Here is a 20,917-nt window from a genome sequence, read left to right on the forward strand (position 1 = left end):
CGGGGGGCGGTCTGGGTGAGCCTCGCGTGGCGGGGGGGGGGGTGTGGGCCGGGGTGGTTTGTGGGGGGTGTCATCCCCCGGGGGGGGGGCGCCCCCCCCCCCCCCCCCCCCCCCGTCTTGTGCTCCACGGCAGGAGAAGCCGCGGAAGACCGCGGAAGACACGACGACGAGCAGGAGTGTGATGAAGGTTCTTCAGAAAGGTCGCCGCGCGGCGCGGTTCGCGCTGCGGGCCGCGACGGTGTGCGCGCTGCCCGCGGCGGTCGCGCTGGGACAGGTCTCCCCAGCCCAGGCGGCCGACGGCCTCACGGTGCTGAGCGTGACGGCGGACACGGGCGAGCCGTCCGTGCACGTCCGCTACCGCTGCGACGCCCTGACCGGCCTGGACTCCGTACGGGTGGGCGTCTCGGACACCCAGGGCGGCGGAGTGTTCACGGGCACCGCGGCGGCCGTCTGCGACGGCACCTACCACCAGGCGCGCGTGCGGGCCTCCCGCGCCGGCGGCCCGCCGCTGGCCCCCGGCCACGAGTGCGTGGTCTCCGCCTCGTTGGGCACGGCCTCGTTCGGGATGTTCTCGCCCGTGGTGACGGCGGGCGCGACGAAGACCGTCGGCTGAGCCGACCCGGCGCCCTCGCGCCACCCCCTCATCACCCCTTTAGTGCACACCGAAAAAATCCCGCGCAAAGGGGTGGTGACGGGTCGTCACCGCAGGTCAACACGGCGTGTCGACATCGGTACGAGCGCGTCGCCGGGCTCTTCGGGCGGATCTCGACAGGCACAACCGCGCGGACCTGCACACGGTGATATCGGCAAGGCCCTGCGAGGGGGCCTTGACCGTGGCCGTCAGGAACACTCCTGAGCTCCCGAACCCGGGGAAACACGGCCACTTGGATTCTCGCGACCCAATCGAAGGGAATGCGTCTCATGCGCAAGCTTGCCAAGGCGATCGCCGTCGGAGCTGTCGTCGTCCCCGTCGCCCTCGGTGGTGCCACTGTCGCCTCCGCCCACGACGGCCCGGGCTACCAGAAGTCCGACAACTCGGCGACCGTCAACGGCGGTATGTCGTCCAAGACGAAGAGCGGCTTCGGCGAGGACGGCACGGCCTACTTCGTGAAGTCCTCGAAGATGGCCAACTCCACCGGTGCGACGGGCAACTCGACCGGTTCGCATTCCTGACCCCACGGCTCACTGAGAGCCGTCGGGCAGCAGGCCCCGAGGGAACGATTCCTCGGGGCCTGCCGGTGCTTGAGGCCGTCTGCCGCCCCCTTCGGAGGAACACCCCGGCGGGCAGCTCAGCAGATCGGATGATCTCCGGTAAAGAAGCACGAAACGCCCGGCGCCCCGGCCCGGGCGCCCGCACCCCCCGTACGACCCGACAAGGAGTCCCGATGCCCGCCCCCCGCAGAATGCTGAGCACCCTGGCCCTGGCCGCCGCCTGCGCGGCCGCCGGGACCGCCACGACGGCCACCGCCCTGACGGCCCCCGACACCCGGCCCGCCGCCGCGGCCGACACCACCCGCACCGCCTCGGCCATCACCGAGCTCTCCGCGGAGGAGATCAGCACCGGAGGCTCGGCGCGCGTCCGCGTCACCGGACGACTCGTCGAGGGCGCCACGCTCTCCTTCCCGCTGGCCCGGATCCCGCTCACCGTCCAGGTCACCGACACGACGTCCCTGACGCCCGCCAGCTGCCACGCCCGCACGACGGACAAGGGCACCTTCAGCTGCTCGGTCTCCGTGTCCCCGAACTCGGCGCGCTCGGTCAAGGCGGCCTTCGCGGGCAACGAACTGTTCGCCCCCTGCTCCTCGACGACCAGCATCGGCTCGGCGGACGACACCGGGCTCCCCGCCGACCCGCTGCTCCCCGACACCACGACCGAGCTGCCGGCCACGACGACGACCCCGGCCACCACCCCCACCCCGGCCGCCACCGCACCGGCCGCCCGCACCACCGCGGAGGACCTCGCCGCCGCGGACACCACGACACTGCCCACCGCCCCGGCCGCGCCCACCGCACCGGAGCTGCCCACCGCACCGTTGAACTGATCGTTGAGCTGATCGGGTTGGATGACAGGCCTACTCGTTCCTTCACCGCCAGGAGACCGTCCCGGCTTTGCACAATGGGTCCGCAGAGAGCGACCGGTCCGCACTCCTCTCGGCCATCCCCAGGGAAGGAAGCCTCGTGAAGGCACGTCATCTCCTCATGTCCGCAGTGGCGACGGCCGCCGTGCTGACGGTGGCGGGAGCGCCACTGGCCCAGGCCGCGCCGCACTCCCCCGCCGCCGGCGCCGAGGCGCCCACGCCCGAATGGGCCAAGGAGACGCTCTCGTTCGGCCCGGGCACGATGCGGCACACCAGCACCGCGTCCGGCTTCACCGACGACGGCACCGCCTATTTCACCCAGGAGGGGATCGGGTTCTCGCCGGACGGGATCGAGTTCAGCGAGATCTCCTCGCACTCCTGAGCCCCTACGCCGTGACCTCGCTTGACGGCGGACGTTAGGAAATTTGCGACTGCGTGTGGGCAGCCGCACTATCCGATTCAAAGGAGAACGTGATGTCTCGCATCGCGAAGGCAGCCGCTGTCACCCTCGGCACCGGAGCCGTCGTCCTCGGCGGCGCCGGCCTGGCCATGGCGGACGCCGGCGCGCAGGGCGAAGCCGTGGGCTCCCCCGGCGTGCTCTCGGGCAACCTGGTCCAGGTCCCGGTCAACGTCCCGGTGAACCTGTGCGGCAACACCGTCGACGTCATCGGCCTGCTGAACCCGGCGTTCGGCAACCAGTGCGTCAACGACGGCCACGAGGGCGGCTACGGCGGCTGACCAGCCCCCCGAGAAGCCCCCGGTACACGTTCCGCCGGGGGCTTCGTCGTGTCCGCGGGACCGGACGGGGCCTACGCCTCGTAGGTGTACTGCCCCTGGTGCGAGAGCAGGTCGTCCGGCTTGGCGTCCCACGGCGGCATCGGCTCGTGACGGGCGACGATGCGCCGGTACTGGGCCTCGCCGAGGGACGGCGGGCGCACGGGCAGATACCCGGCGGAGTCCGGATGCCTGCGCTGCCAGCGGTCCCACAGCAGGTCGACGAAGGAGTGGTTGAGCCAGAAGACCGGGTCGTTCACCGAGGCGCCGCCCAGCATGTGGCCGCCGACCCAGCGGTGCACCCGGTTGTGGTTGCGCCACCGCTCCTTGCCGCGCGCCGACGTCCAGCCCTCCAGCCGGTTGCGGAAGCCCTCGGGCGCCGTGGAGTCCCACGGCGCCACGTCGTAGCGCGGGTCGGCCATCGCCCACTCCAGGTCCTGCGGCGTCGGCAGCTCGACGGGATCCTGGGGCCGGCCGAAGTCCCGGGTGAGGAAGTCCCCGTCGGTGACCCCCTCCTTGATCGTCCACTGCCCGCCGCGGTACGCGAACGGACCCGTCATGACCTGCCGGTCCTCCCGCCGCCCGTTCCCGCCCATCAGGTCCTCGCCCCACATCGAGGCGGCCGGGCCGCGGTCCTTCGTCCAGTCCCAGTACGGGACGCTCACCCCCGAGTCGATGCGCTGCAGGGCCCGCTCGAACTCCAGCAGGAACCGTCGGTGCCAGGGGAAGAAGGAGGGGGCCATGTGCGCGACCCGCAGGCTCCGCTCCCCGTCCGACACGTAGAAGTCGATGTGCATGCGGACGAACTCGTCGTACTCCCCGCGGCGCTTCAGCTTCAGCAGCGCGTCCACGAAGCGGCGCCGCTCCGCGCGGCTCAGCCCGCTCTGGTTCCTGCGCGTGTGGGCCATGTACGTCCCTCCTGCGTCGGGTCCTGCGGCCGGGTCAGTGCAGGCGGCCGCTCAGGGTCTGCCCGGGGCCGAGCTCGTCGACGGCCCCCCGGGTGGCGGCCAGCGGCGTCGCGTACGACTGGTAGTGGTCGACCATGCTGAGGTAGCTGCCGTCCGCGCGGCGCATCAGGCCGAGCCGCTGCCCGTCGACGGTGACCTGCCAGCCGTCCGGGGCGTGCCCCTGGCCGGGGACCGCGGGCCGGCCCTGGATGCGCCGGCCCCGGTACATCTCGTCGAACACCGGGTCGCCGGACGCCGGGTCGCCGTCCGGTCCGGCCGCGGGCCGGCCTGCGGGCGGGTCCGGCAGGGCGCGGACGACGCCGACGGCGGCGAGGACCGCGCCGGCCGCGACCCCGATGAGGTGGCGGCGGGTCACCCGGTCGGTCAGGCCCCGCCGGGCCCGGCGCGGGTCCGGGCCCGCCCGGTTCGGGAGCGTCGCCACGGTCAGGCCAGACCGAGGTCGGTCGCGGGCTCGGCGCTCAGCGACGGCGCCTCGACGCCCGCGTTGGGCACCGCCGGGGCGGGCAGCCCCCACAGGTCGCCGCGCGGGGCGGTCACCGGCAGGTCGAGGTTGGCGCTCGGCGTACTGGCGTCCACGTCGGAGGCGTACGCCCGCACCCCGAGCGACTCGACGGTGTCCTCGCCGAGCACGTCGGACATCGGCGCGACCACGCTCGCCGAGGGAAGGCTGTTGCTGACCGGGATGCGGGGCACCATCCGCTCGGGCAGCAGGTGGTCCTCCGCGTAGTGCGGTCCGTCGAGGCTTCCGCTGGGCAGCGGCACGGGGATGCCGGTGGTGATCTCGGGGGCGTCCATGTCCAGGGCGTGCTCGAGTCCGTTCAGCGGGACGGGCACCTCGGGCTGTTCGGACGCGGTCGCCGCCGAGGCCCCGCCGACGGCCGCCGCGCAGGCCATGACCATCGCGAAGGCACCTCTGGTTGATTTCTTCATCGTGCTCGACTCGTCCTTTCACCGTGCGACCACAGGGCCCCGATATCGGTCAAACGATGCCGGGTCGGCATTCAGCTGGTCCAGAATTCCCACCAGCGCGTCAGGATGAGCATGCCGATGACGCCCATGTGCAGAGCGGGAAGAACCCAGGTGAACTCACCCAGGAATGTACGCATTCCCCGCGGGGCGGGCAGGAATCCACACCGTACGTTGTGCGAAGTCACGTACCAGAACATGAGAATGGTGGCGGCCCACGCCAAGCAGCACCACAAACAGAGCGAGTTGATGCGGTACAGCGACTGGAATTGCAGCCAGCCGCAGAATGCGACGCCGAACAGGGTGCCCGCGTTGAGGGTCAGCCAGTACCAGCGGGGAAAGCGCGCCCCACCGAGCACTCCGGCGCCGACGCAGATCACGACCGCGTAGGCGGCGAGCCCCAGCATCGGATTGGGGAATCCGAATGCGGCCGCCTGCTCGCTCTTCATGATGTTCCCGCAGGCGACCACGGGATTGAGACTGCAGCCGGGAATGAAGTCCGGGTCCTCGAGCAGCTTGAACTTGTCGAGGGTGATGACCCACGCCGCGAGCAGCCCCGCCGCTCCGGTGAGCACCAGGAGCAGGCCGAGCGCCCGTCCCGCGGCCTGCCCGGGCGGCCCGGACGGCCCGGCCGCGGCGGGCGGCGCGGCGGGGGCCGCACCGGATGCGCCGACGGCCTGGAGCGGCACCCGGTGCGGCAGTTCGGTGGTGCGGCGCATCAGCGCAGGCTGCGCGCGGGCAGCAGGCAGTGCGCGGCGTTCAGCATGGTCTCCTCGGCCCCGGCGAACTCGGCCAGCTTCTCCTCCGCGACGGGCTCGCCCGGCGTGGCCTCGGGCCACGCGCGCGTGGTGGCCATGAAGTAGGCGTGACCGCGCTGCTTGACGGCGGCGAGCCACTCCGGCGGCACCACGCACTGCGCGTTCAGGTGGGGCATGTTGACGACGGCCTGGTCGCCCTGGACGAGCAGGCTCACCGGCAGGGAGGGGGTGCGCGCCCCGTCGAGGACGGGGCCGCCGAGCGGCAGGCCCGCGTTGTCGAGGAGCGTGCGCATCGCCTCGGCGGTGGCCTCCGGGCCGCCCTCGGTGTCGCCGAGGGAGTAGGCCAGCAGGAAGGGCATGTCCTTCTCGTCCTCGGGGTTCTCGCCGCTCCAGGCGAGAACGGCCAGGGTTCCCAGATCAGTTGCTTGGAAGGGGCGCTGCTCACTGGAAGTTGAGGTCATGAGGGGAACCGTATAGACGCCCGGGGGCCGCGCCCGCCCCGTTGTCACCCGTGTGGCGCAGCTCAGCAGCGCCATCACACGATGGGGTCACCCGCTCGGCGTTGATGACGCGGCGGGGTCGAACTGGCCTTCCTGCACCTTGTGTTGTCGGGCTCCGCACGCGGCGAAGGGCCGGCCCGTGGAAGAGGTGACCGGCCCTTGCGTGCCGCGGGCGACCGCCCGGGGCGTCCCCGAGGAGGCGTCAGTCGTTGACGGACTGGTTGCCGAAGGCCGGGTTCAGGGCGCCGATGACGTCGACGGTGTTGCCGGTGGCGTTGACCGGGACGTGCACGGGCAGCTGGCCGACGTTGCCGGAGGCGACACCGGGGGAGTTCACGGCCGCGCCCTGGGCGCTGGCACCGTCGCCGTCACCGGCGAAGGCGCTGCCGGACGCGGCACCGGCGGCGATGCCCGCGGCGGCGAGGACGAGGGCGGCCTTCTTGGCAGTCTTCATGAGGAAACCTTCCTTTGGGGGTTTACCGCAGCCTATGGACCTTGTTACGGGAAACTCCGCAATAACACGCCCACATGCTTTCGTTCCCGGTCCTTGCCAATACCCCTCAACGGACCCGGGAATTGGGCCCGTACTACTTGGCCAGCGGAAGTCCGCCGAGGAGCTCGGTCGGGCCGCCCGCCGAGTTCAGGCCGTCCGTCGCGTCCTTGACGGTGTTGACCGCGGAGTCGGGGTTCTCGGTGTCGAGCATGTTGGTGCTCAGCGGCTGGGCGTCCAGCAGGGGCTGTCCCGCAAGGGTGTCAAGACCGCCGTTCAGGCTGGTGGGCGCCAGCTCTCCGGCGAACGCGGGCACGGCGGAACCGGCGATGGCGATCGAACCGGCAAGGACAGCAGCAGCCTTCAGGGCCTTCATCATGTTCCTTTCTTTGGCAACTCGCGTCGCCTCGTGGGAGAACCGTTCAGGCAACGTTTGCCCGGTGTCTCTCTGTACCGGGACCAACGAGCGCGGGCCGGTACGGAAACCCCTGGGCCACAAACTTCCGTGATCCCACTCGAATGAATAGCGCGTTACATCCTCATATCAACTGGCCGATTTGCCGGGGGCGTTCACCGCACACGGAAGACCCGCCGTACCGGCAGCGGCCGGCACGGCGGGTCGGGGCGGACGGCCTCGGCGGGGAGGCCGCTCACCGTGTCCTCAGAGGGCCGCAGAGGGCCGCAGAGGGCCTCGGAGGTCTCAGAGGGAGGGCAGGCCCGGGGCCTGCGGCAGGGCGGGCGCCTGCGGCAGGTCCGGCGCCTTGGGCAGGGCGTCGGTGGGCAGCGCGGGCAGCTTCGGCAGGCCCGGCAGGTTCGGGGCGGGCAGGCCGCCGCCGAGCACGGTCGCGACGGTGAGGTTCACCAGGCCGGTGAGGACCGTCGGGGCCGCCGCGAGCACGGCCTTCGGGTCGCCGGCCGTGGCGGCCTTGACCAGCTCGTCGACCGCCTTCTGCAGCGCGGCGACGGCGTCGGCCTTGACGTCGACCGGCGCCTTGGCATCGCGCGGCGAGCCGCCGGTCGGGAGCTGCGGCACCGCGGCCGCCGGGTCGGCGGGCGCCTTGACGGGCGGCTTGGCGGCCGCCTCCAGGGCCTTCTTGACCGCGTCGGCGTGCTTCTTGGCGTCCTCGGGGGCCAGCTTGCCGTCCTTGGCCTGGAGCGCCGCGCTGAGCAGGTCGGTGACCGGGGTCAGGACACCGCCGAGGCCGTTCAGCTGCTGGGCCTGGCCCAGCAGGGCGGCCGCGTCCGGGGCAGGCGCGCTGGACGCGGTCCGGGTCTCGTCGCGGGTGGCGTCGGAGGCGAGGGCCGGACCGGCCGTGCCGAGAAGCAGCGTCGCGCACAGGGTGGTGGTCGCGATACGCCGTACGGGCAGAGCGCGCATAGGTGTGTCCCTTTCGGTGATGCGTCGGATCTTGTGATCACCGTGAAAGCGGCGAACTCCGACCGCAACCGAGCGACTGCGGAACGTAGCGGGCATTCCTTGGCCGGGCGGGCATCTGCGCAGGTGAGAAGTGGATGTGACGGCCGGTCGGCGATCGGCGGGGCGCCCCCCATTCGGGGCACGGCCCTTACCAGGCGCACGCCGCCGCGGGTGCCGACACGCGGAACGGCCGCCCCCGGATTCACGGGGACGGCCGCTACGGTCCGACGGTGCGTCAGTCGTTGGCGCACTGGTTGCCGAACGCGGGGTTCAGCAGGCCGATGACGTTGACGCTGTTGCCGCACACGTTGACGGGAACGTGGATCGGCGCCTGGACGCTGTTGCCCGAGATCACGCCGGGGGAGTTGGTGGCGGCACCCTGCGCGCCGCTGTCGGCGGCAGCGATACCCGCGGATCCGGCCACGGCGGCGGCGGCGACGGCGGACAGGGCGAGAGCCTTGGTGGTACGCGACATGGAGTGCTGCTCCTTGGTGGTGATGCGACGGACGGGCGGGATGCCCGTCTGGAGGGTTCAACTGCCGACCGCGACGCCGAGTTGTGCGCCCATACGAGTGATCCGGCGCGCGATCCATTGCGGTGACGCCCCCCGGACCGTTGAACCGGCCGGGACGCGCGCCCCCTGCGGTCTGCCACAAGGCGTGCGCACGCCCCCTGAAGCCCCGCCTTCACCAATCCGACACACGTGCCGAGGTTGACCGGGCCACTCGATTCAGGGGCTACAGTTGCGCTTCGTTTAAGGGTCATTTCACTCATAAGCATTCAAATTCGTACAGACAGTACGAATTACTCATCTTCGCCGTGGTCAGCGTTCTTCACACTCCGGAAGGCCAACGCCGTCATGCGTCACCCCCTGGGCCTGCGTCGCGTGTTCGTCATCCCTCTCGCACTCGCCGCCTGCCTCGCGGCGACCGGAACCGGCTCGGCCGCCCCGCCCGGCGGCGAGCAGCCGCGCATCGACTTCGCCCAGCGCCACCATGCGCTGCAGCACGGCGGGATCGTCCGGGCCGCCAACTCGGCGATCACCTGCCGCCGCCCGGTGGAGCGCACGGCACAGTCCTGCGCGCGCACGCGTGCCGGGCGGCCGGGCGTCAACGACGACTTCGACATGTTCTACATCGACGTCGACGACGACCCGAACACCTACAACTCCAGCCGGGGCGAGGTCCGCCTGCCCCCGCACTCGCGCGTCTCGTACGCCCGCCTGTACTGGGGCGGCAACCTGCGGGTCGGCGAGCAGAAGCCGCCCAAGGACAACGGCCGGGTGCTGATCGCCGAGCCGGGCGGCAACTACAAGCCGGTCATCGCCGACACCCTGGTCGGCCACCGCGTCACCGGTGACGCCGACGCCTTCCAGGCCTCGGCCGACGTCACCGACCTGGTGCGCGGCGCGGGCGCGGGCGCGTACACGGTGGCCCAGGTCAACGTCGCCATGGGCCACTCGAAGGCCGGTGCCTGGGGCGGCTGGACGCTGGTGGTGGCGTACGAGAACGCCGCCGAGCCGCTGCGCCACCTCGCCGTCTGGGACGGCTTCGACACCACCGGCGAGCGCGGGAGCAAGCACGAGGTGCGGCTGCGCGGCGTACCCGGACCCCAGTCCGGCGGCATCGCCGGAGTGGTCGCCTACGACGGCGACCGCGGGCGGCGCGGCGACACGGTGGACGTGTCGGCGGGCGACGGCCGGGCGGTCCCGCTGTCCGACGACGCCAATCCGGTCGGCGACGCGCTCAACTCCACCATCAGCGAGCCCGGCACGCCGATCCGCAGGACCCCCGCGTACGCCAACACCCTGGGCTACGACTCCGACGTCTTTCCGCTGGCCAAGGCCGCCGGCGGACAGAGCGGGGATCTGACGGTCCACCTTTCCTCGCAGGATTCCGCGTGGGTCGGCGTGGTCTTCGCCGCCGTCGACGCGAAGCGATAGCGCGCGTTGCCCCGCACGGACCCGCGCCGCACTGATTCAAGGGAGTCGCGCATGCCTCTGCCTTCAGCACCCCTCAGCCGCCCGCGGGTCCTGCACGTCAGCCAGCCGGTGGACGGCGGAGTGGCCCGGGTCGTCGTCGACCTGGCCGCGGCGCAGACCGCGGCCGGCCTCGACGTGCACGTGGCCTGCCCGCCCGAGGGCTTCCTGCCCCGCGCGCTGGCGGCCCTCGGCGTTCCCGTCCACCCGTGGACGGCCACCCGCTCCCCCGGCCCCGGCCTGCGCGCCGAGACCAGGGACCTGGGGCGCGTCGTCGCCGACGTCGCCCCGGCGCTCGTCCACGCGCACAGCGCCAAGGCCGGACTCGCCGCACGCCTCGCGCTGCGCGGCTCCCTGCCCACCGTGTTCCAGCCGCACGCCTGGTCCTTCGAGGCGGTCGGCGGCGTCACCGCGCTGCTGGCCCGCCGCTGGGAGCGGCACGCGGCCCGGTGGGCGGCGCGCATCGTCTGCGTGAGCGAGGCCGAGTGGGTCACCGGGCGCCGGGCGGGCATCGCCGGTGCGTACACGGTCATCCCCAACGGCGTGGACACCGAACGGTTCGCGCCCGCCGGACAGGGTTCGGCCGACGCCGCCGCCCGGCCGACCGTCCCGCTGGTCGTCTGCGTCGGACGGCTCTGCCGCCAGAAGGGGCAGGACGTGCTCCTGCGCGCCTGGCCCGCGGTGGCCGCGCAGGTGCCCGAGGCCCGGCTGGTGCTCGTCGGCGACGGGCCCGAGGCCGACCGGCTGCGCGCCCGCGCCGGGCCACGCGTGGCCTTCGCCGGGGAGGCGGCCGACGCCGCGCCCTGGTACCGGGCGGCCGACGTGGTCGTCCTGCCGTCCCGCTGGGAGGGCATGGCCCTCGCCCCGCTGGAGGCCATGGCCTGCGCGCGGCCCGTCGTGGTCACCGACGTCGACGGGGCCAGGGAGAGCCTGCCGACGGCCGACCGCGCGCACGCCCTCGTACCACCGGAGGACCCCGCCGCGCTCTCCCGGGCGCTGACCGCCCTGCTGCGGGACGCGGAACTGCGGGACGCGCTGGGGCGGCGGGGCCGCCGGCACGTCCTGGACCACCACGACGCACGGCACACCGCGGCCGCGATCGGCGCGGTCTACGGCGAGCTTCTGGGCACGGCGACCACCGGACCCACCGAGTACAGGGAGTGCACGACCACGTGAGTGCGGAACGGACCGTCGCCTCCTCATCGGCCCAGTCACGGCAGGACACCCAGGCCCCGCCCGGGGCCTTCGTCGTCGCGCCACGCGAAGCCACCGTCCCCCGCGCCGGCGCGTCGACGTGGCGCCCCGCCCTGCGGCAGCGCTCGGCCGCCGCCCTGCTGGCCGTGGACTGCGCCGCCGCCCTGGCCTGCCTGCTGCTGCTCGCCACACCGCGCCAGCAGACCGTCCTCGCGCCGGTCCTGGTGGCCGTGGTGCTGCTCCTGAACGCGCAGGGCCGCCTGTACGCGCACACCGCGCTGCCCGAGACCCTCGGCCAAGTGCCGTCGCTGGCCGGGCGGATCGCGCTCGGCTGGTCCGTCACCGCGCTGCTGGCCTCCGCGCTGCCCGCCGCGGGCCCCCTGTCGGCGGAGCCGCCGTCCCTGCGGACGCTGGCCGGCGCCGCCGCCGTGCAGTGCCTGCTGAGCTGCGGCGGACGCGCACTGGTGCACTGGCACCGGCGCGCCGAGACCGTGCGCAGACCCAGACCCGTGCTCGTCCTCGGCCCCGGCGGCGCGGCGCGCGGCGTGGCCGCCGCGCTGCTGCGGCGCCCCGGCTGCGGCATGCGGCCCGTCGGCATCGTGAGCGAGGCGGACCAGGACCGGGACGCCCCGGCCGCCGCGGCGGAGGCCGTACCGGAACCGGGGCCCGAACTGCCGGTCCTGAGCACCACCGACGAACTCCACCGTGCCGTCATCCAGAACGACGTGCGGGCCGTCTTCGTGCTCGCCGACCGCGGCCCCGGGTACAGCGGCTGGCTGCCCGCACTGAGCGGGCTCGGCTGCGACCTGTGGGAGCTCGACCCGCGCTGCCCCGAGGTGGCGCACGCGCCGGGCGGGCCACGGGAGTTCATCGCCGGGTACCCCTGCCGCCCGCTGCTGCCGACCCGGCCCCGCGGCACCAGCCCCGGCAAGCGTCTCCTGGACGTCGGCGTCTCCGGTGTGCTGCTGCTGGCCGCCGCGCCGGTCCTCGCCCTGTGCGCCCTGGTGCTGCGCGTCTTCGAGGGACCCGGCGTGATCTTCCGGCAGGAACGCGTCGGCAAGGACGGGCAGTTGTTCACGCTGCTGAAGTTCCGCACCCACCGGCCCGCCGACCCGACGGAGGCCGCCACCCGGTGGAGCGTCGCCGACGAGCACCGGATGAGCGCCTTCTGCCGGTTCCTGCGCGGCACCTCGCTCGACGAGCTGCCGCAGCTGTGGAACGTGCTGCGCGGCGACATGAGCCTGGTCGGCCCGCGCCCCGAACGGCCCTTCTTCGTCGCCCAGTTCAGCCAGACCTATCCGCACTACGCCCAGCGGCACCGGATGCCGACCGGCATCACCGGCCTCGCCCAGATCCACGGACTGCGCGGGGACACCTCCATCGAGGACCGGTGCCGCTTCGACAACGCCTACATCGACAGCTGGTCGTTCTGGCAGGACCTCTGCATCCTGCTGCGCACTCTCGGCTGCCTCGTACGCCGCACGGGGAGCTGACCACGTGACCCACAGCCCGACCACCCTCCTGCCCCCGGCAGGGCCGCTGTCCCAGGCCGTACGCCGGTCCCGGCTGCACGACGTGGTGCTGCCCGAGCTGAGACGGCACGGCCCCGTCCTGCCGGTGGTGCTCCTGGTCGCGCTGCTCGCGCTGCCGGTGCCCGCCGAGGACCCGGCCGCGGGCGGCGGCACCGGCACCGTGGCCGACGCGGTGTCCGCCCTGGTCGTCGCCTACTGCCTGGTCCGCCTCGTGCGGGAGCGGCGCCGCCCGCTGACCCGGACGGCCGCGGTGCTCCTGGGCCTGCCGGTCGTCGGCATCACCGTGGCCGCCTTCGGCGCCTCCACCGCGGCGACCGGTGTCGCCGGTGCCGCGCGCTACCTGCAGATCTTCGTGCTGGTCCCGGCCGCCGTCCTGATGCTCGTCCGCGACGCCGCCCACTTCCGGCTGCTCGCCTGGTCGTTCGTCGGCCTCGGGCTCTACCAGGGCGTCATCGGCGTCCACCAGAACCTCACCGGCACCGGCGCCTCGTACATGGGCGAGGACATCCGGGCCGTCGGCACGTTCGGCTCCACGGACGTCATGGGCATGGCCACCGTCGTCTCGTACGGGCTGGTCTGCGCGCTGGCCCTCGCCTTCCGGCCCGGCGCGCCCCGGCAGCGCACGGCGGCCGTGGCGTGCGCCGGGCTGCTGACCGTGCCGCTGGCCCTGTCCTTCAGCCGGGGCGCGTGGATCGCCACGGCGGCGGCCTGCGCCGCCGTGCTGCTGCTCGCCGGGGTGCGCCGGGCGGGCCAGGTGCTGCTGGCCGCGGGTGCGGCCGCGGTCGTCCTGGTGGCCGGGCTCGGCGTCGGTTCCGCGATGCTCCAGGAGCGCCTGAGCAGCATCACCCAGGTGACGGACACGCCCGACCAGTCGGTCACCGACCGGTACACGATGTGGGCCGCTTCGGCCGACATGTGGCGCGGCCACCCGGTGACCGGCGTGGGGCTCAAGGGCTTCCCCGAACACCGGGACGGCCACGCCTCGCTGGCCCTGTCCTCCGGCAGCGACACCGCGGGCGCCGGCAGCGGCTTCGTACGCCAGCCGCTGCTCTCCCCGCACAACATGTATCTGCTCGTGCTGAGCGAACAGGGGCTGCTCGGCCTGACCACGCTGGTCGGCGGCTGGGCGGCGCTCGTGGTGTGCGCGGTGCGCCGGTGGCGGCGGCAGCGGCCGCGCCGCGGACGGCCGGGCGGCGCCCACTTGGACTGCGCGCTGGTCGCCTGCGGGCTGCTGGTCTGGCAGTTGATCGACTTCATGTACGCCGACATCGGCGGCCCGTCCACCGTGCTGCTGGCGATCGCCCTGGGCCTGGCGGCCTGGTGGGCGGTCGGCGCCCGCGTACGACCGGGAGAGGCGGGCCCGCGATGACGACCGTCCCGCCCACGGTGGCGGACCCCGACCCCGAACCGGACGCGGGAGCGGTCTCCGTACCGGCCCCGCAGCCCCACTCGACGGCCCCGGAGACCTCGGCCCCGACGACCCCGGCGACCCCGGCGACCCCGGCGACGGACGAGCCCGCGGACACCGCCGAGAAGGCGCCGGGATCCGAGAAGACCGGCAGCTCCTTCCTCGCCAAGGCCGCGCTCGTCACCGCCGTGCTGTCCGTCGCCGGTTCCCTGCTCGGGCTCGTCCGCGACCAGGCGCTCGCGCACTTCTTCGGCGCGGGGACCGACACCGACGCCTTCCTCGTCGCGTGGACCGTGCCCGAGCTCGCCGCGACCCTGCTCATCGAGGACGGGCTCGCCTTCTTCCTCGTGCCCGCGTTCAGCCTGGCGCTGGCGCGCCGCGCGGACGGGCCGTCCGCCGTCGACCCGGTGCGCGAACTGGTCCGGGCCTCGCTGCCGCGGATGACCCTGTGCTTCGTGGGCACCGCCGCGCTGCTCGTCGCGGCGGCGCCCTACCTGGTGGCGGTGCTGGCCCCCGGCCTGCCCGACCCGCAACTGGCCGTCGACTGCACGCGGTTGACCGCCACCTGCGCGCTGACCTTCGGGCTCGCCGGGTACTGCAGCGCCGCGCTCCGGGCCCACCAGCGGTTCGTCGCGCCCGCGACGGTGTACGTGGCCTACAACGCGGCGATCATCGCAGCCCTGTTCGCGCTGGCCCTGCCGCTCGGCGTACGGGCCGCGGCGGCGGGCGTGGCGGTGGGCGGCGTGCTCATGGTGGTCGTCCAGGCGCCCTCGCTCTGGCGCCAGCTGCGGACCGTACCGGTGCCGGAGGCGGCGCCCGCGCCGAAGCCCGCCGGGGACTCCCCCGCCAGGACCCTGCAGACCGCGATCATCTGGACCGTCCTGCTGTTCGCGCTGTGCCGCCAGTCGCAGGTCCTCATCGAGCGGTTCCTCGCCTCCTCGCTGCCCGCCGGGGCGATCTCGCACCTGAACTACGCGCAGAAGGTCGCGCAGATGCCGATGGTGCTCTCGCTCATGCTCTGCACGGTCACCTTCCCCGTCGTCGCGCGGGCCCTGGCCGACGGACAGACCGAGCGCGCCCGCAAGCGCGTCGAGCGGGACCTCGTCCTCGCCGGGTGCATGGTGCTGCTCGGCGCGGCCGCCGTCATCGCCGCCGCGCCCCCGCTCATCCAACTCCTCTTCCAGCGCGGCGCCTTCACCGCCCAGGACACCGCGGCCACCGCCGCGGTGATGCGCGTCTACTCCCTGGGGCTGCTCGGCCACACCCTGGTGGGCGCGCTGGCGCGGGCCCACTTCTCCGTCGCGCGGACCACCTGGGTCCCGCTCTACGCGATGTTCATCGGGATCGTCACCACCGCCGGGATCGGCTTCCTGTCCGTCGGGACCTGGGGCGTCTACGGCATCGCCGCGGCCAACGCGACCGGCATCTGCGTCACCGCCCTGCTCCTGCTGCGCGCCATGGGTCCGCGCACCGTCCCGATCAGGACGCGCGCCGTGGTCGGCCAGCTGGCCCGCCTGGCGCTCGCGGCCGCCGGGGCGGCGGTGCTCGGCGCCGCGTGCGCCGAGCGCGTCGCCGGTCCCGCGCTCGCCGTCCTCGCGAGCTTCGCGGTGGTGACCGTCTCCTTCGTGCTCCTGGGCCTGCTGCTGGGGGCGCAGCCCTGGGCGTCCGTCGTCCGCTCCGTCACCAGAAAGCTGCGCCATGTCCGTTGATGTCACCCCGCCCGCGCCGTCCGGCACCGAGCCCTTCCTGCGGCTGAGGCAGCCCCGCACCCCGGCGTGGGTGGCGATGTACCACTCCGTCGCGGACCCGTCCGACGACCCGTACGAGATCACCGTCTCCCCCGAGCGGCTCGGCGCCCAACTGCGCTGGATGCGGCGTCAGGGGCTGCGCGGCGTCTCGATGAAGTACCTCCTGGAGGCGTGCGCGCAGGGCCAGGAGCACAACCTGGTCGGGCTCACCTTCGACGATGGCTACCGCGACTTCGCCGAGCACGCGCTGCCGCTGCTCCAGCAGCACGACTGCACCGCCACCGTCTTCGTCCTGCCCGGCCGCCTGGACGGCGAGAACGCCTGGGACCCGCTCGGCCCGCGCAAGCCGCTGCTCGGCGCCGAGGGCATCCGGCAGCTGGCCGAGTGCGGCATGGAGGTCGCCTCGCACGGGCTGAGCCACGTCGACCTGACACAGGCCGACGACCGGCAGCTGCGCCGCGAGGTCAGCGGCAGCCGGGCGGCGCTGCACGACCTGACCGGCACCGACGTGCAGGGCTTCTGCTACCCCTACGGCCACGTCGACGAGCGCGTGGTCGCCGCGGTCCGCGAGGCCGGGTACGGCTACGCCTGCGCCATCGCGCCGGGCCCGCTCGCCGGGACGTACGCGCTGCCCCGCGTGCACGTCGGCCAGGGCGACACGGCCTGGCGGCTGCGGCTGAAGCTGCGCACGAACCGGCTGCGGCGCCGCGTCCTCGACGGCACGGCGGTGGCCCGGTGAAGGTCCTGCACATCATCACCGGGCTCGGCGTGGGCGGCGCCGAACAGCAACTGCGCCTGACATTGCGGCACTTGCCGATGTCGAACGACGTGGTGACGCTGACCAACGCGGGCGCCGTCGCGCGCGGCATCATGGCCGACGGATCCCGGGTCGCCGACCTCGGCATGTCCGGCAACCGGGACGTGTCCGCGCTGCCGCGCCTGGTCCGGCTGATCCGCGCGGGCCGCTACGACGTGGTGCACACCCACCTGTACCGGGCCTGCCTGTACGGGCGGATCGCGGCCCGGATGGCGGGCGTGCGGGCGGTGGTGGCCACCGAACACTCGCTGGGCGACTCGCAGATGGAGGGCCGCGCGCTGACGCCGGGGGTGCGCGGGCTGTATCTGGCCGGGGAGCGCCTGGGCCGGATGACGGTGGCGGTCTCGCCCGCCGTCGGGGCGCGGCTGCACCGCTGGGGCGTGCCGCGCCGGCGCATCCGGGTGGTGCCCAACGGCATCGAGGTCGAGCGGTTCCGCTTCGACCCGGCCGCCCGGACCCGTACGCGCGAGCAACTGCAGCTGCCCGAATCGGCGTTCGTCGTGGGCGGGGTGGGACGGCTCGCCGCGGGCAAGCGCTTCGACGTCCTGCTGCGGGCGGCCGCCCAGCTGCCCGAGGACGTCGTCGTCCTGCTGGTCGGCAGCGGCCCCGAGGAGCCGGAGCTGCGGCGCCTCGCGCAGCGGCTCGGCCTCGCCGGGCGGGTGCGGTTCGCGGGCGAGTCCACCCACGAGGACAGCGGCGCCGCGACCGGCGGGGTGCCCGACCTGCCCTCGCTGCTGGCCGCGATGGACGCGCTGGCCTCCCCCTCGCCGGAGGAGGCCTTCGGTCTCGCGCTGGTGGAGGGCCTGGCCAGCGGGCTGCCCGTGCTCTACGCGTCCTGCCCCGCCGTCGAGGGCCTCGGCGCCGGGGAACGCACCGGCGCCGCGTACTGCCCGAGCGACCCGGACTCCTTCGCGCAGGCCCTGTACGGCCTGCGCGGCGACGTCCGCCCGCACCGCTCGGCACCGGCCGCGGTGCGGCACTACAGCATCACCCGAAGCGCCGAGCAGCTGATGAGCGTCTACGCGACAGTTGCGCCCGGCCCGACCCTGGAGGTGAACCCTCGATGAGCGACTCCCTCAACCAGCGCCCGCGCACCGTGCCCCTGCGAGCCCGCCTCGCCCGGCTGCCCCGCTGGTGGCCGCTGCCGGTCTGCGCGGTGCTCGGCGCCGCGGCCGGCGGCGCCTACGGCACGCTGCAGACCCCGCAGTACACGGCGACGAGCTACGTCGTCGCCGTCCCCCAGGAGAAGGCGGACCCGCAGACGGCGCTCGGTTTCGCCCAGGCGTACGGCCGGGTGGCCACGCAGCTCGCCGTGCTGGCCGACGCCCAGGTCGCGGCCGGTCTGTCGCCCGCGGAGCTGCAGGACAGCGTGAAGGTGGCCACCTCGCCCGACGCGCCGATGATCGCCGTGTCGGCGACCGCCGCCAAGCCGTCCTCCGCGGCGACCACCGCCAACGCGGTCGCGCGGTCGCTGGCGGGCAGTGCCAACCACTCCAAGGACAGCACGCAGGTCAAACTCCTGACGTTCTCCCGGGCGTTGACGCCGAACGCGCCCTCCTCGCTGTCGCCGGGCGTGACCACGCTGGTCGGCGGCTGCGCGGGCGGGCTGCTCGGCGCGCTCGCGCTCCTGGTCCGCCCGCGCGCCCGTACGGAGGAGGTGCCGACCGGCGCGTCGGTCCCCGGGCCCGCGTCCGCCCTGGTGCGGAGCGCCCCGTGAGCACGGCGACCGAGACCGATCTGCACGCCGAACTCTGCGTCGATGAGTCGGAGTTCGAGGCGCTCGCCGAGCCGTGGGGGCGGCTGCACCGGGCCTGCCCCGCGGCCACCCCGTTCCAGAGCCACGCCTGGCTGTCGTCCTGGTGGCGGTCCTACGGCCGGCCCGGGCGGCTGCGGGTGGTCCTGGTCCGCGACGGCGACCGGCTGGTCGCCGCGGCGCCGCTGATGCGGGTCAGCCGCCCGCTGCCCGCGCTGAAGCCGCTGGGCGGCGCGATCTCCGACTTCACCGACGTGCTGCTGGACGGCGGGTGCCGCGAGGCGGGCCTGGAGGCGCTGCTCGGCGGCCTGTACGCGCTGGCCGGGACCGCGCCGATCGACTTCGGCGAGGTGCGCCCCGGGGCCTGCGTGGAGAGCCTGTACGCCCGGTGGCCCGGCCCGCGCCGGACGCTGGCCGACTCGGAGTGCCTGGAGCTGCCCGCGCTGCCCATGGAGGAGCTGCTCAAGCGGCTGCCGACGCCGCGGGCCCAGCGCACCCGGGCCAAGATGCGCAAGCTGTCGGCGATGGGCGTGGAGAGCCGTGTCGTGCCCGTGGAGGAGGTGGAGTCCTCGGTGCGCACGCTGCTGCGCCTGCACCAGCTGCAGTGGCAGGGGCGCAAGGTGACCACCGAGCACCTCCAGCCGCGCTTCCACGAGCACCTGCTGCGCTCGATGCGCCCGATGGTCGCGGCCGGCGAGGCGGTGGTGACGGAGTTCCGGCTGGACGGCGAGGTGATGGCCGCGGACCTGACGCTGCTGTCGGGCACGCTGGCGGGCGGCTACCTGTACGGGGCGCATCCGCAGCTCAGGGAGCGCAAGGTCGACGTGGCCACGATGCTCCTGGACGCGTGCACCCGGCACACCGGCGGCGAGCACCGGCGGGCGCTGAGCCTGCTGCGCGGCAACGAGCCGTACAAGCACCACTGGCGCCCCGAGCCGGTCGCCAACCGGCGCTTCCTGCTGGCCCGCAGGCGCACCGCGCCGCTGGCCTGCGCGGCGGCCTGGGGCGCCGAGGGCCGCAGGTGGGCCAAGGAGCGGCTGCGCGAGCGGGACGAGCGCCGGGCGGCGGGCCGGGACGGCGGGCGCGCCAAGGACGGCGGGGGCGGCGGGCGGCGCGGGGGCGGAGCCTCGTCATGACGGCTGCCGCCACCGCGCCCGCGCGGCGGGTCAGGAGCCCTGCTTCTCCTTCCACCAGTCGAACTTCAGGCAGAGCTTGCCGCCCAGCCAGTACTCGACCCAGTCGCCGAGATCCACCGGCGAGCAGCTCGGCGGCGTCACCGGCTCGGTCGGCTGGGTCGGCTCGGTCGGTGTCCCGTCACGGCCGGACAGCAGCTTGCGGTAGACCGCCGCGGACTCGGGGTTGTCCTTGCACTGCCACACGCCGTGCGGGCAGTAGTCGGTGACCGTGTTGTACAGGGGCTTCTTGTCGTCCATCCATTCCAGCATCCGGCGCATGTACTCCTCGTTGTCGCCGTTGCGGAAGAGACCCCATTCCGGATACGAGATGGGCTTCTTGTGAGCGGCCGCGAAGTCCACGTGCTCCTGGAGCCCATAAGGCTCCTTGACCTGCTCGTCGAATGACATTCCGCGCGGCTGGTCGTACGAGTCCATGCCGATGATGTCGACGACGTCGTCCCCGGGATAGCACTGGGTCCAGGGAATGGCGTCGCGCCCCCTGCTGGGCGTGAAGTCGAACTGAAACTTCTGTCCCGGTACCGAGCGCATCGTGGTGACGATCCTGTTCCAGTACTTCTTCCAGGACTCCGGGTCCGGACCGCAGCGATGGGTGTAGGTCGTGCCGTTCATCTCCCAGCCCGGCACGATCACCGTGTCCGGCACGCCCAGGTCGACCAGGCGCTCGGCGAGCACCCGGAAGTGCTCGTCGAAGTCGCCCGCGGCCCCATGCTTGAGGAGCCGGGCCACTTCGGGGTCGCCGACGCCGGCCTCGTTGCGTTCGAGCATCGGGACGTTCAGGACGAACATCCGGTCGTCCTTCTCCTTGCGCCACTCCGCCCAGTCCTCCAGGAAGTCCGGGGTGCCCTCGATGTCCTTCCAGCTCCCGCCGCCGAGGTACGTGTGACCGACGCGCAGATCGGCGCCGCCGAGCCACCGGCTGAGCTCGGCGATGCGCTTGACCCCGCTGGCGTCGTAGTGGAGGTAGGCGCCGAAGGCGGGTGCCTTCTGTCCGGCGGCGGGGCTCGGGGACGCGGACGGTCCGGGCGTCGCGGCCGGGCTCACCGCGGGCACGGGCGTCGCGGCCGGCGTGTCCGCGGCCTTGCCCGGTTCCGCGGAGACCTGGGGCAGCGGGACCACGGGGTCCGGCACGATCGGCAGGGCCGGCCCCGAGGGGTCGGCGGACGCGGGCGCCGAGGGCACGGCCCCCGGCGGCTCACCGTCGCGCACGACACCCACGGTGTGTCCCGGCACGGCGGCAAGGGCCACCGACGAGACGATTCCTGCAGCGATGAAGGCGATACGTGTACTGCGTGGACGACGCTGTGGGGTCATGACTTCTCCTCGTTTCCGGACCTCACTTC

Annotated in this window: 24 protein-coding genes; 14 read left to right on the plus strand and 10 right to left on the minus strand. The window is 73.7% G+C overall.

Annotation, left to right across the window (positions count from 1 at the left end):
- Nucleotides 1–181 precede the first annotated feature (181 nt).
- The 5 genes from ACFYXE_RS16265 to ACFYXE_RS16285 all read left to right on the plus strand — a co-directional run bounded on the left by ACFYXE_RS16265 (nt 182) and on the right by ACFYXE_RS16285 (nt 2,816).
- Nucleotides 182–613, plus strand: coding sequence for a hypothetical protein (locus tag ACFYXE_RS16265; RefSeq protein WP_389312896.1), 432 nt, complete (start codon nt 182–184; stop codon nt 611–613).
- Nucleotides 614–921: 308 nt separating this feature from the next.
- Entirely contained in the window at nt 922–1,173 is a 252-nt protein-coding gene (locus tag ACFYXE_RS16270) for a hypothetical protein (RefSeq protein WP_361176396.1), read from the plus strand.
- Nucleotides 1,174–1,385: 212 nt separating this feature from the next.
- Nucleotides 1,386–2,042 (plus strand): hypothetical protein, encoded by a 657-nt coding sequence (locus ACFYXE_RS16275; RefSeq protein WP_389312898.1) that lies wholly within the window; start codon nt 1,386–1,388, stop codon nt 2,040–2,042.
- A 136-nt stretch (nt 2,043–2,178) separates the two neighbouring features.
- Nucleotides 2,179–2,460 carry a hypothetical protein gene (locus tag ACFYXE_RS16280; protein WP_389312900.1) on the plus strand — a complete coding sequence of 94 codons (282 nt, stop codon included), beginning with the start codon at nt 2,179–2,181 and terminating at the stop codon, nt 2,458–2,460.
- 92 nt (nt 2,461–2,552) lie between these two features.
- Nucleotides 2,553–2,816 carry a chaplin gene (locus ACFYXE_RS16285; protein WP_389312902.1) on the plus strand — a complete coding sequence of 88 codons (264 nt, stop codon included), beginning with the start codon at nt 2,553–2,555 and terminating at the stop codon, nt 2,814–2,816.
- Between the two features lie 71 nt (nt 2,817–2,887).
- Here ACFYXE_RS16285 and ACFYXE_RS16290 read toward each other — a convergent pair whose 3' ends face one another.
- The 9 genes from ACFYXE_RS16290 to ACFYXE_RS16330 form a co-directional block, all read right to left on the minus strand.
- Nucleotides 2,888–3,760, minus strand: coding sequence for a tyrosinase family protein (locus tag ACFYXE_RS16290; RefSeq protein ID WP_389312904.1), 873 nt, complete (start codon nt 3,758–3,760; stop codon nt 2,888–2,890).
- A gap of 34 nt (nt 3,761–3,794) precedes the next feature.
- The gene (locus ACFYXE_RS16295; RefSeq protein WP_389312906.1) at nt 3,795–4,241 is read right to left on the minus strand and encodes a tyrosinase cofactor; all 447 of its coding nucleotides are present in this window, start codon (nt 4,239–4,241) and stop codon (nt 3,795–3,797) included.
- Nucleotides 4,242–4,243: 2 nt separating this feature from the next.
- Nucleotides 4,244–4,750 carry a hypothetical protein gene (locus tag ACFYXE_RS16300; protein WP_389312908.1) on the minus strand — a complete coding sequence of 169 codons (507 nt, stop codon included), beginning with the start codon at nt 4,748–4,750 and terminating at the stop codon, nt 4,244–4,246.
- Between the two features lie 71 nt (nt 4,751–4,821).
- Nucleotides 4,822–5,505, minus strand: coding sequence for a vitamin K epoxide reductase family protein (locus ACFYXE_RS16305; RefSeq protein WP_389312910.1), 684 nt, complete (start codon nt 5,503–5,505; stop codon nt 4,822–4,824).
- Nucleotides 5,505–6,005 (minus strand): DUF5949 family protein, encoded by a 501-nt coding sequence (locus tag ACFYXE_RS16310; protein WP_389312912.1) that lies wholly within the window; start codon nt 6,003–6,005, stop codon nt 5,505–5,507. The genes ACFYXE_RS16305 and ACFYXE_RS16310 overlap by 1 nt, the downstream gene beginning before the upstream one ends.
- Before the next feature lie 241 nt (nt 6,006–6,246).
- Nucleotides 6,247–6,498 (minus strand): chaplin, encoded by a 252-nt coding sequence (locus tag ACFYXE_RS16315; RefSeq protein WP_389312914.1) that lies wholly within the window; start codon nt 6,496–6,498, stop codon nt 6,247–6,249.
- A gap of 133 nt (nt 6,499–6,631) precedes the next feature.
- The gene (locus ACFYXE_RS16320; RefSeq protein ID WP_389312916.1) at nt 6,632–6,913 is read right to left on the minus strand and encodes a hypothetical protein; all 282 of its coding nucleotides are present in this window, start codon (nt 6,911–6,913) and stop codon (nt 6,632–6,634) included.
- A gap of 321 nt (nt 6,914–7,234) precedes the next feature.
- A complete protein-coding gene (locus tag ACFYXE_RS16325) occupies nt 7,235–7,912 on the minus strand; it encodes a hypothetical protein (protein ID WP_389312918.1) in 678 nt (225 codons plus the stop codon).
- A 274-nt stretch (nt 7,913–8,186) separates the two neighbouring features.
- Complete coding sequence (locus ACFYXE_RS16330; RefSeq protein WP_361176374.1) at nt 8,187–8,426, minus strand: chaplin; 240 nt, start codon at nt 8,424–8,426, stop codon at nt 8,187–8,189.
- 384 nt (nt 8,427–8,810) lie between these two features.
- Here ACFYXE_RS16330 and ACFYXE_RS16335 point away from each other — a divergent pair, with 384 nt between their 5' ends.
- The 9 genes from ACFYXE_RS16335 (at nt 8,811) to ACFYXE_RS16375 (ending at nt 19,517) form a co-directional block, all read left to right on the plus strand.
- Nucleotides 8,811–9,893 carry a DUF3344 domain-containing protein gene (locus ACFYXE_RS16335; protein ID WP_361176372.1) on the plus strand — a complete coding sequence of 361 codons (1,083 nt, stop codon included), beginning with the start codon at nt 8,811–8,813 and terminating at the stop codon, nt 9,891–9,893.
- Nucleotides 9,894–9,944: 51 nt separating this feature from the next.
- Nucleotides 9,945–11,105 carry a glycosyltransferase gene (locus ACFYXE_RS16340; RefSeq protein WP_389312921.1) on the plus strand — a complete coding sequence of 387 codons (1,161 nt, stop codon included), beginning with the start codon at nt 9,945–9,947 and terminating at the stop codon, nt 11,103–11,105.
- On the plus strand, nt 11,102–12,616 hold the full coding sequence (locus ACFYXE_RS16345; RefSeq protein WP_389312923.1) for an exopolysaccharide biosynthesis polyprenyl glycosylphosphotransferase: 1,515 nt from the start codon (nt 11,102–11,104) through the stop codon (nt 12,614–12,616). Before ACFYXE_RS16340 ends, ACFYXE_RS16345 begins: the two co-directional genes overlap by 4 nt.
- Before the next feature lie 73 nt (nt 12,617–12,689).
- Nucleotides 12,690–14,024, plus strand: a complete 1,335-nt coding sequence (locus ACFYXE_RS16350) for an O-antigen ligase family protein (RefSeq protein ID WP_389313638.1) — start codon at nt 12,690–12,692, stop codon at nt 14,022–14,024.
- A complete protein-coding gene (locus ACFYXE_RS16355; RefSeq protein WP_389312924.1) occupies nt 14,021–15,772 on the plus strand; it encodes a lipid II flippase MurJ in 1,752 nt (583 codons plus the stop codon). The genes ACFYXE_RS16350 and ACFYXE_RS16355 overlap by 4 nt, the downstream gene beginning before the upstream one ends.
- On the plus strand, nt 15,762–16,550 hold the full coding sequence (locus ACFYXE_RS16360; RefSeq protein WP_389312926.1) for a polysaccharide deacetylase family protein: 789 nt from the start codon (nt 15,762–15,764) through the stop codon (nt 16,548–16,550). Before ACFYXE_RS16355 ends, ACFYXE_RS16360 begins: the two co-directional genes overlap by 11 nt.
- Nucleotides 16,547–17,695 (plus strand): glycosyltransferase, encoded by a 1,149-nt coding sequence (locus ACFYXE_RS16365; RefSeq protein WP_361176364.1) that lies wholly within the window; start codon nt 16,547–16,549, stop codon nt 17,693–17,695. The genes ACFYXE_RS16360 and ACFYXE_RS16365 overlap by 4 nt, the downstream gene beginning before the upstream one ends.
- The gene (locus ACFYXE_RS16370; RefSeq protein ID WP_389312929.1) at nt 17,692–18,345 is read left to right on the plus strand and encodes a lipopolysaccharide biosynthesis protein; all 654 of its coding nucleotides are present in this window, start codon (nt 17,692–17,694) and stop codon (nt 18,343–18,345) included. Before ACFYXE_RS16365 ends, ACFYXE_RS16370 begins: the two co-directional genes overlap by 4 nt.
- The gene (locus ACFYXE_RS16375; RefSeq protein ID WP_389312931.1) at nt 18,342–19,517 is read left to right on the plus strand and encodes a GNAT family N-acetyltransferase; all 1,176 of its coding nucleotides are present in this window, start codon (nt 18,342–18,344) and stop codon (nt 19,515–19,517) included. Before ACFYXE_RS16370 ends, ACFYXE_RS16375 begins: the two co-directional genes overlap by 4 nt.
- A gap of 30 nt (nt 19,518–19,547) precedes the next feature.
- On the opposite strand, the gene ACFYXE_RS16380 is transcribed toward ACFYXE_RS16375, so the two are convergent.
- Nucleotides 19,548–20,888, minus strand: coding sequence for a glycosyl hydrolase (locus tag ACFYXE_RS16380; protein WP_389312933.1), 1,341 nt, complete (start codon nt 20,886–20,888; stop codon nt 19,548–19,550).
- Nucleotides 20,889–20,917 lie beyond the last annotated feature (29 nt).

This window comes from Streptomyces sp. NPDC002564 (assembly GCF_042889645.1).
Lineage (GTDB): Bacteria > Actinomycetota > Actinomycetes > Streptomycetales > Streptomycetaceae > Streptomyces.

Excerpts from the sequence above, each read along its gene's own strand:
- ACFYXE_RS16265 (WP_389312896.1), top strand. The coding sequence starts at position 182 with ATGAAGGTTCTTCAGAAAGGTCGCCGCGCGGCGCGGTTCGCGCTGCGG.
- ACFYXE_RS16270 (WP_361176396.1), top strand. The coding sequence starts at position 922 with ATGCGCAAGCTTGCCAAGGCGATCGCCGTCGGAGCTGTCGTCGTCCCC.
- ACFYXE_RS16275 (WP_389312898.1), top strand. The coding sequence starts at position 1,386 with ATGCCCGCCCCCCGCAGAATGCTGAGCACCCTGGCCCTGGCCGCCGCC.
- ACFYXE_RS16285 (WP_389312902.1), top strand. The coding sequence starts at position 2,553 with ATGTCTCGCATCGCGAAGGCAGCCGCTGTCACCCTCGGCACCGGAGCC.
- ACFYXE_RS16290 (WP_389312904.1), bottom strand. The coding sequence starts at position 3,760 with ATGGCCCACACGCGCAGGAACCAGAGCGGGCTGAGCCGCGCGGAGCGG.
- ACFYXE_RS16300 (WP_389312908.1), bottom strand. The coding sequence starts at position 4,750 with ATGAAGAAATCAACCAGAGGTGCCTTCGCGATGGTCATGGCCTGCGCG.
- ACFYXE_RS16305 (WP_389312910.1), bottom strand. The coding sequence starts at position 5,505 with ATGCGCCGCACCACCGAACTGCCGCACCGGGTGCCGCTCCAGGCCGTC.
- ACFYXE_RS16310 (WP_389312912.1), bottom strand. The coding sequence starts at position 6,005 with ATGACCTCAACTTCCAGTGAGCAGCGCCCCTTCCAAGCAACTGATCTG.
- ACFYXE_RS16315 (WP_389312914.1), bottom strand. The coding sequence starts at position 6,498 with ATGAAGACTGCCAAGAAGGCCGCCCTCGTCCTCGCCGCCGCGGGCATC.
- ACFYXE_RS16320 (WP_389312916.1), bottom strand. The coding sequence starts at position 6,913 with ATGATGAAGGCCCTGAAGGCTGCTGCTGTCCTTGCCGGTTCGATCGCC.
- ACFYXE_RS16325 (WP_389312918.1), bottom strand. The coding sequence starts at position 7,912 with ATGCGCGCTCTGCCCGTACGGCGTATCGCGACCACCACCCTGTGCGCG.
- ACFYXE_RS16330 (WP_361176374.1), bottom strand. The coding sequence starts at position 8,426 with ATGTCGCGTACCACCAAGGCTCTCGCCCTGTCCGCCGTCGCCGCCGCC.
- ACFYXE_RS16335 (WP_361176372.1), top strand. The coding sequence starts at position 8,811 with ATGCGTCACCCCCTGGGCCTGCGTCGCGTGTTCGTCATCCCTCTCGCA.
- ACFYXE_RS16340 (WP_389312921.1), top strand. The coding sequence starts at position 9,945 with ATGCCTCTGCCTTCAGCACCCCTCAGCCGCCCGCGGGTCCTGCACGTC.
- ACFYXE_RS16355 (WP_389312924.1), top strand. The coding sequence starts at position 14,021 with ATGACGACCGTCCCGCCCACGGTGGCGGACCCCGACCCCGAACCGGAC.
- ACFYXE_RS16360 (WP_389312926.1), top strand. The coding sequence starts at position 15,762 with ATGTCCGTTGATGTCACCCCGCCCGCGCCGTCCGGCACCGAGCCCTTC.
- ACFYXE_RS16370 (WP_389312929.1), top strand. The coding sequence starts at position 17,692 with ATGAGCGACTCCCTCAACCAGCGCCCGCGCACCGTGCCCCTGCGAGCC.
- ACFYXE_RS16380 (WP_389312933.1), bottom strand. The coding sequence starts at position 20,888 with ATGACCCCACAGCGTCGTCCACGCAGTACACGTATCGCCTTCATCGCT.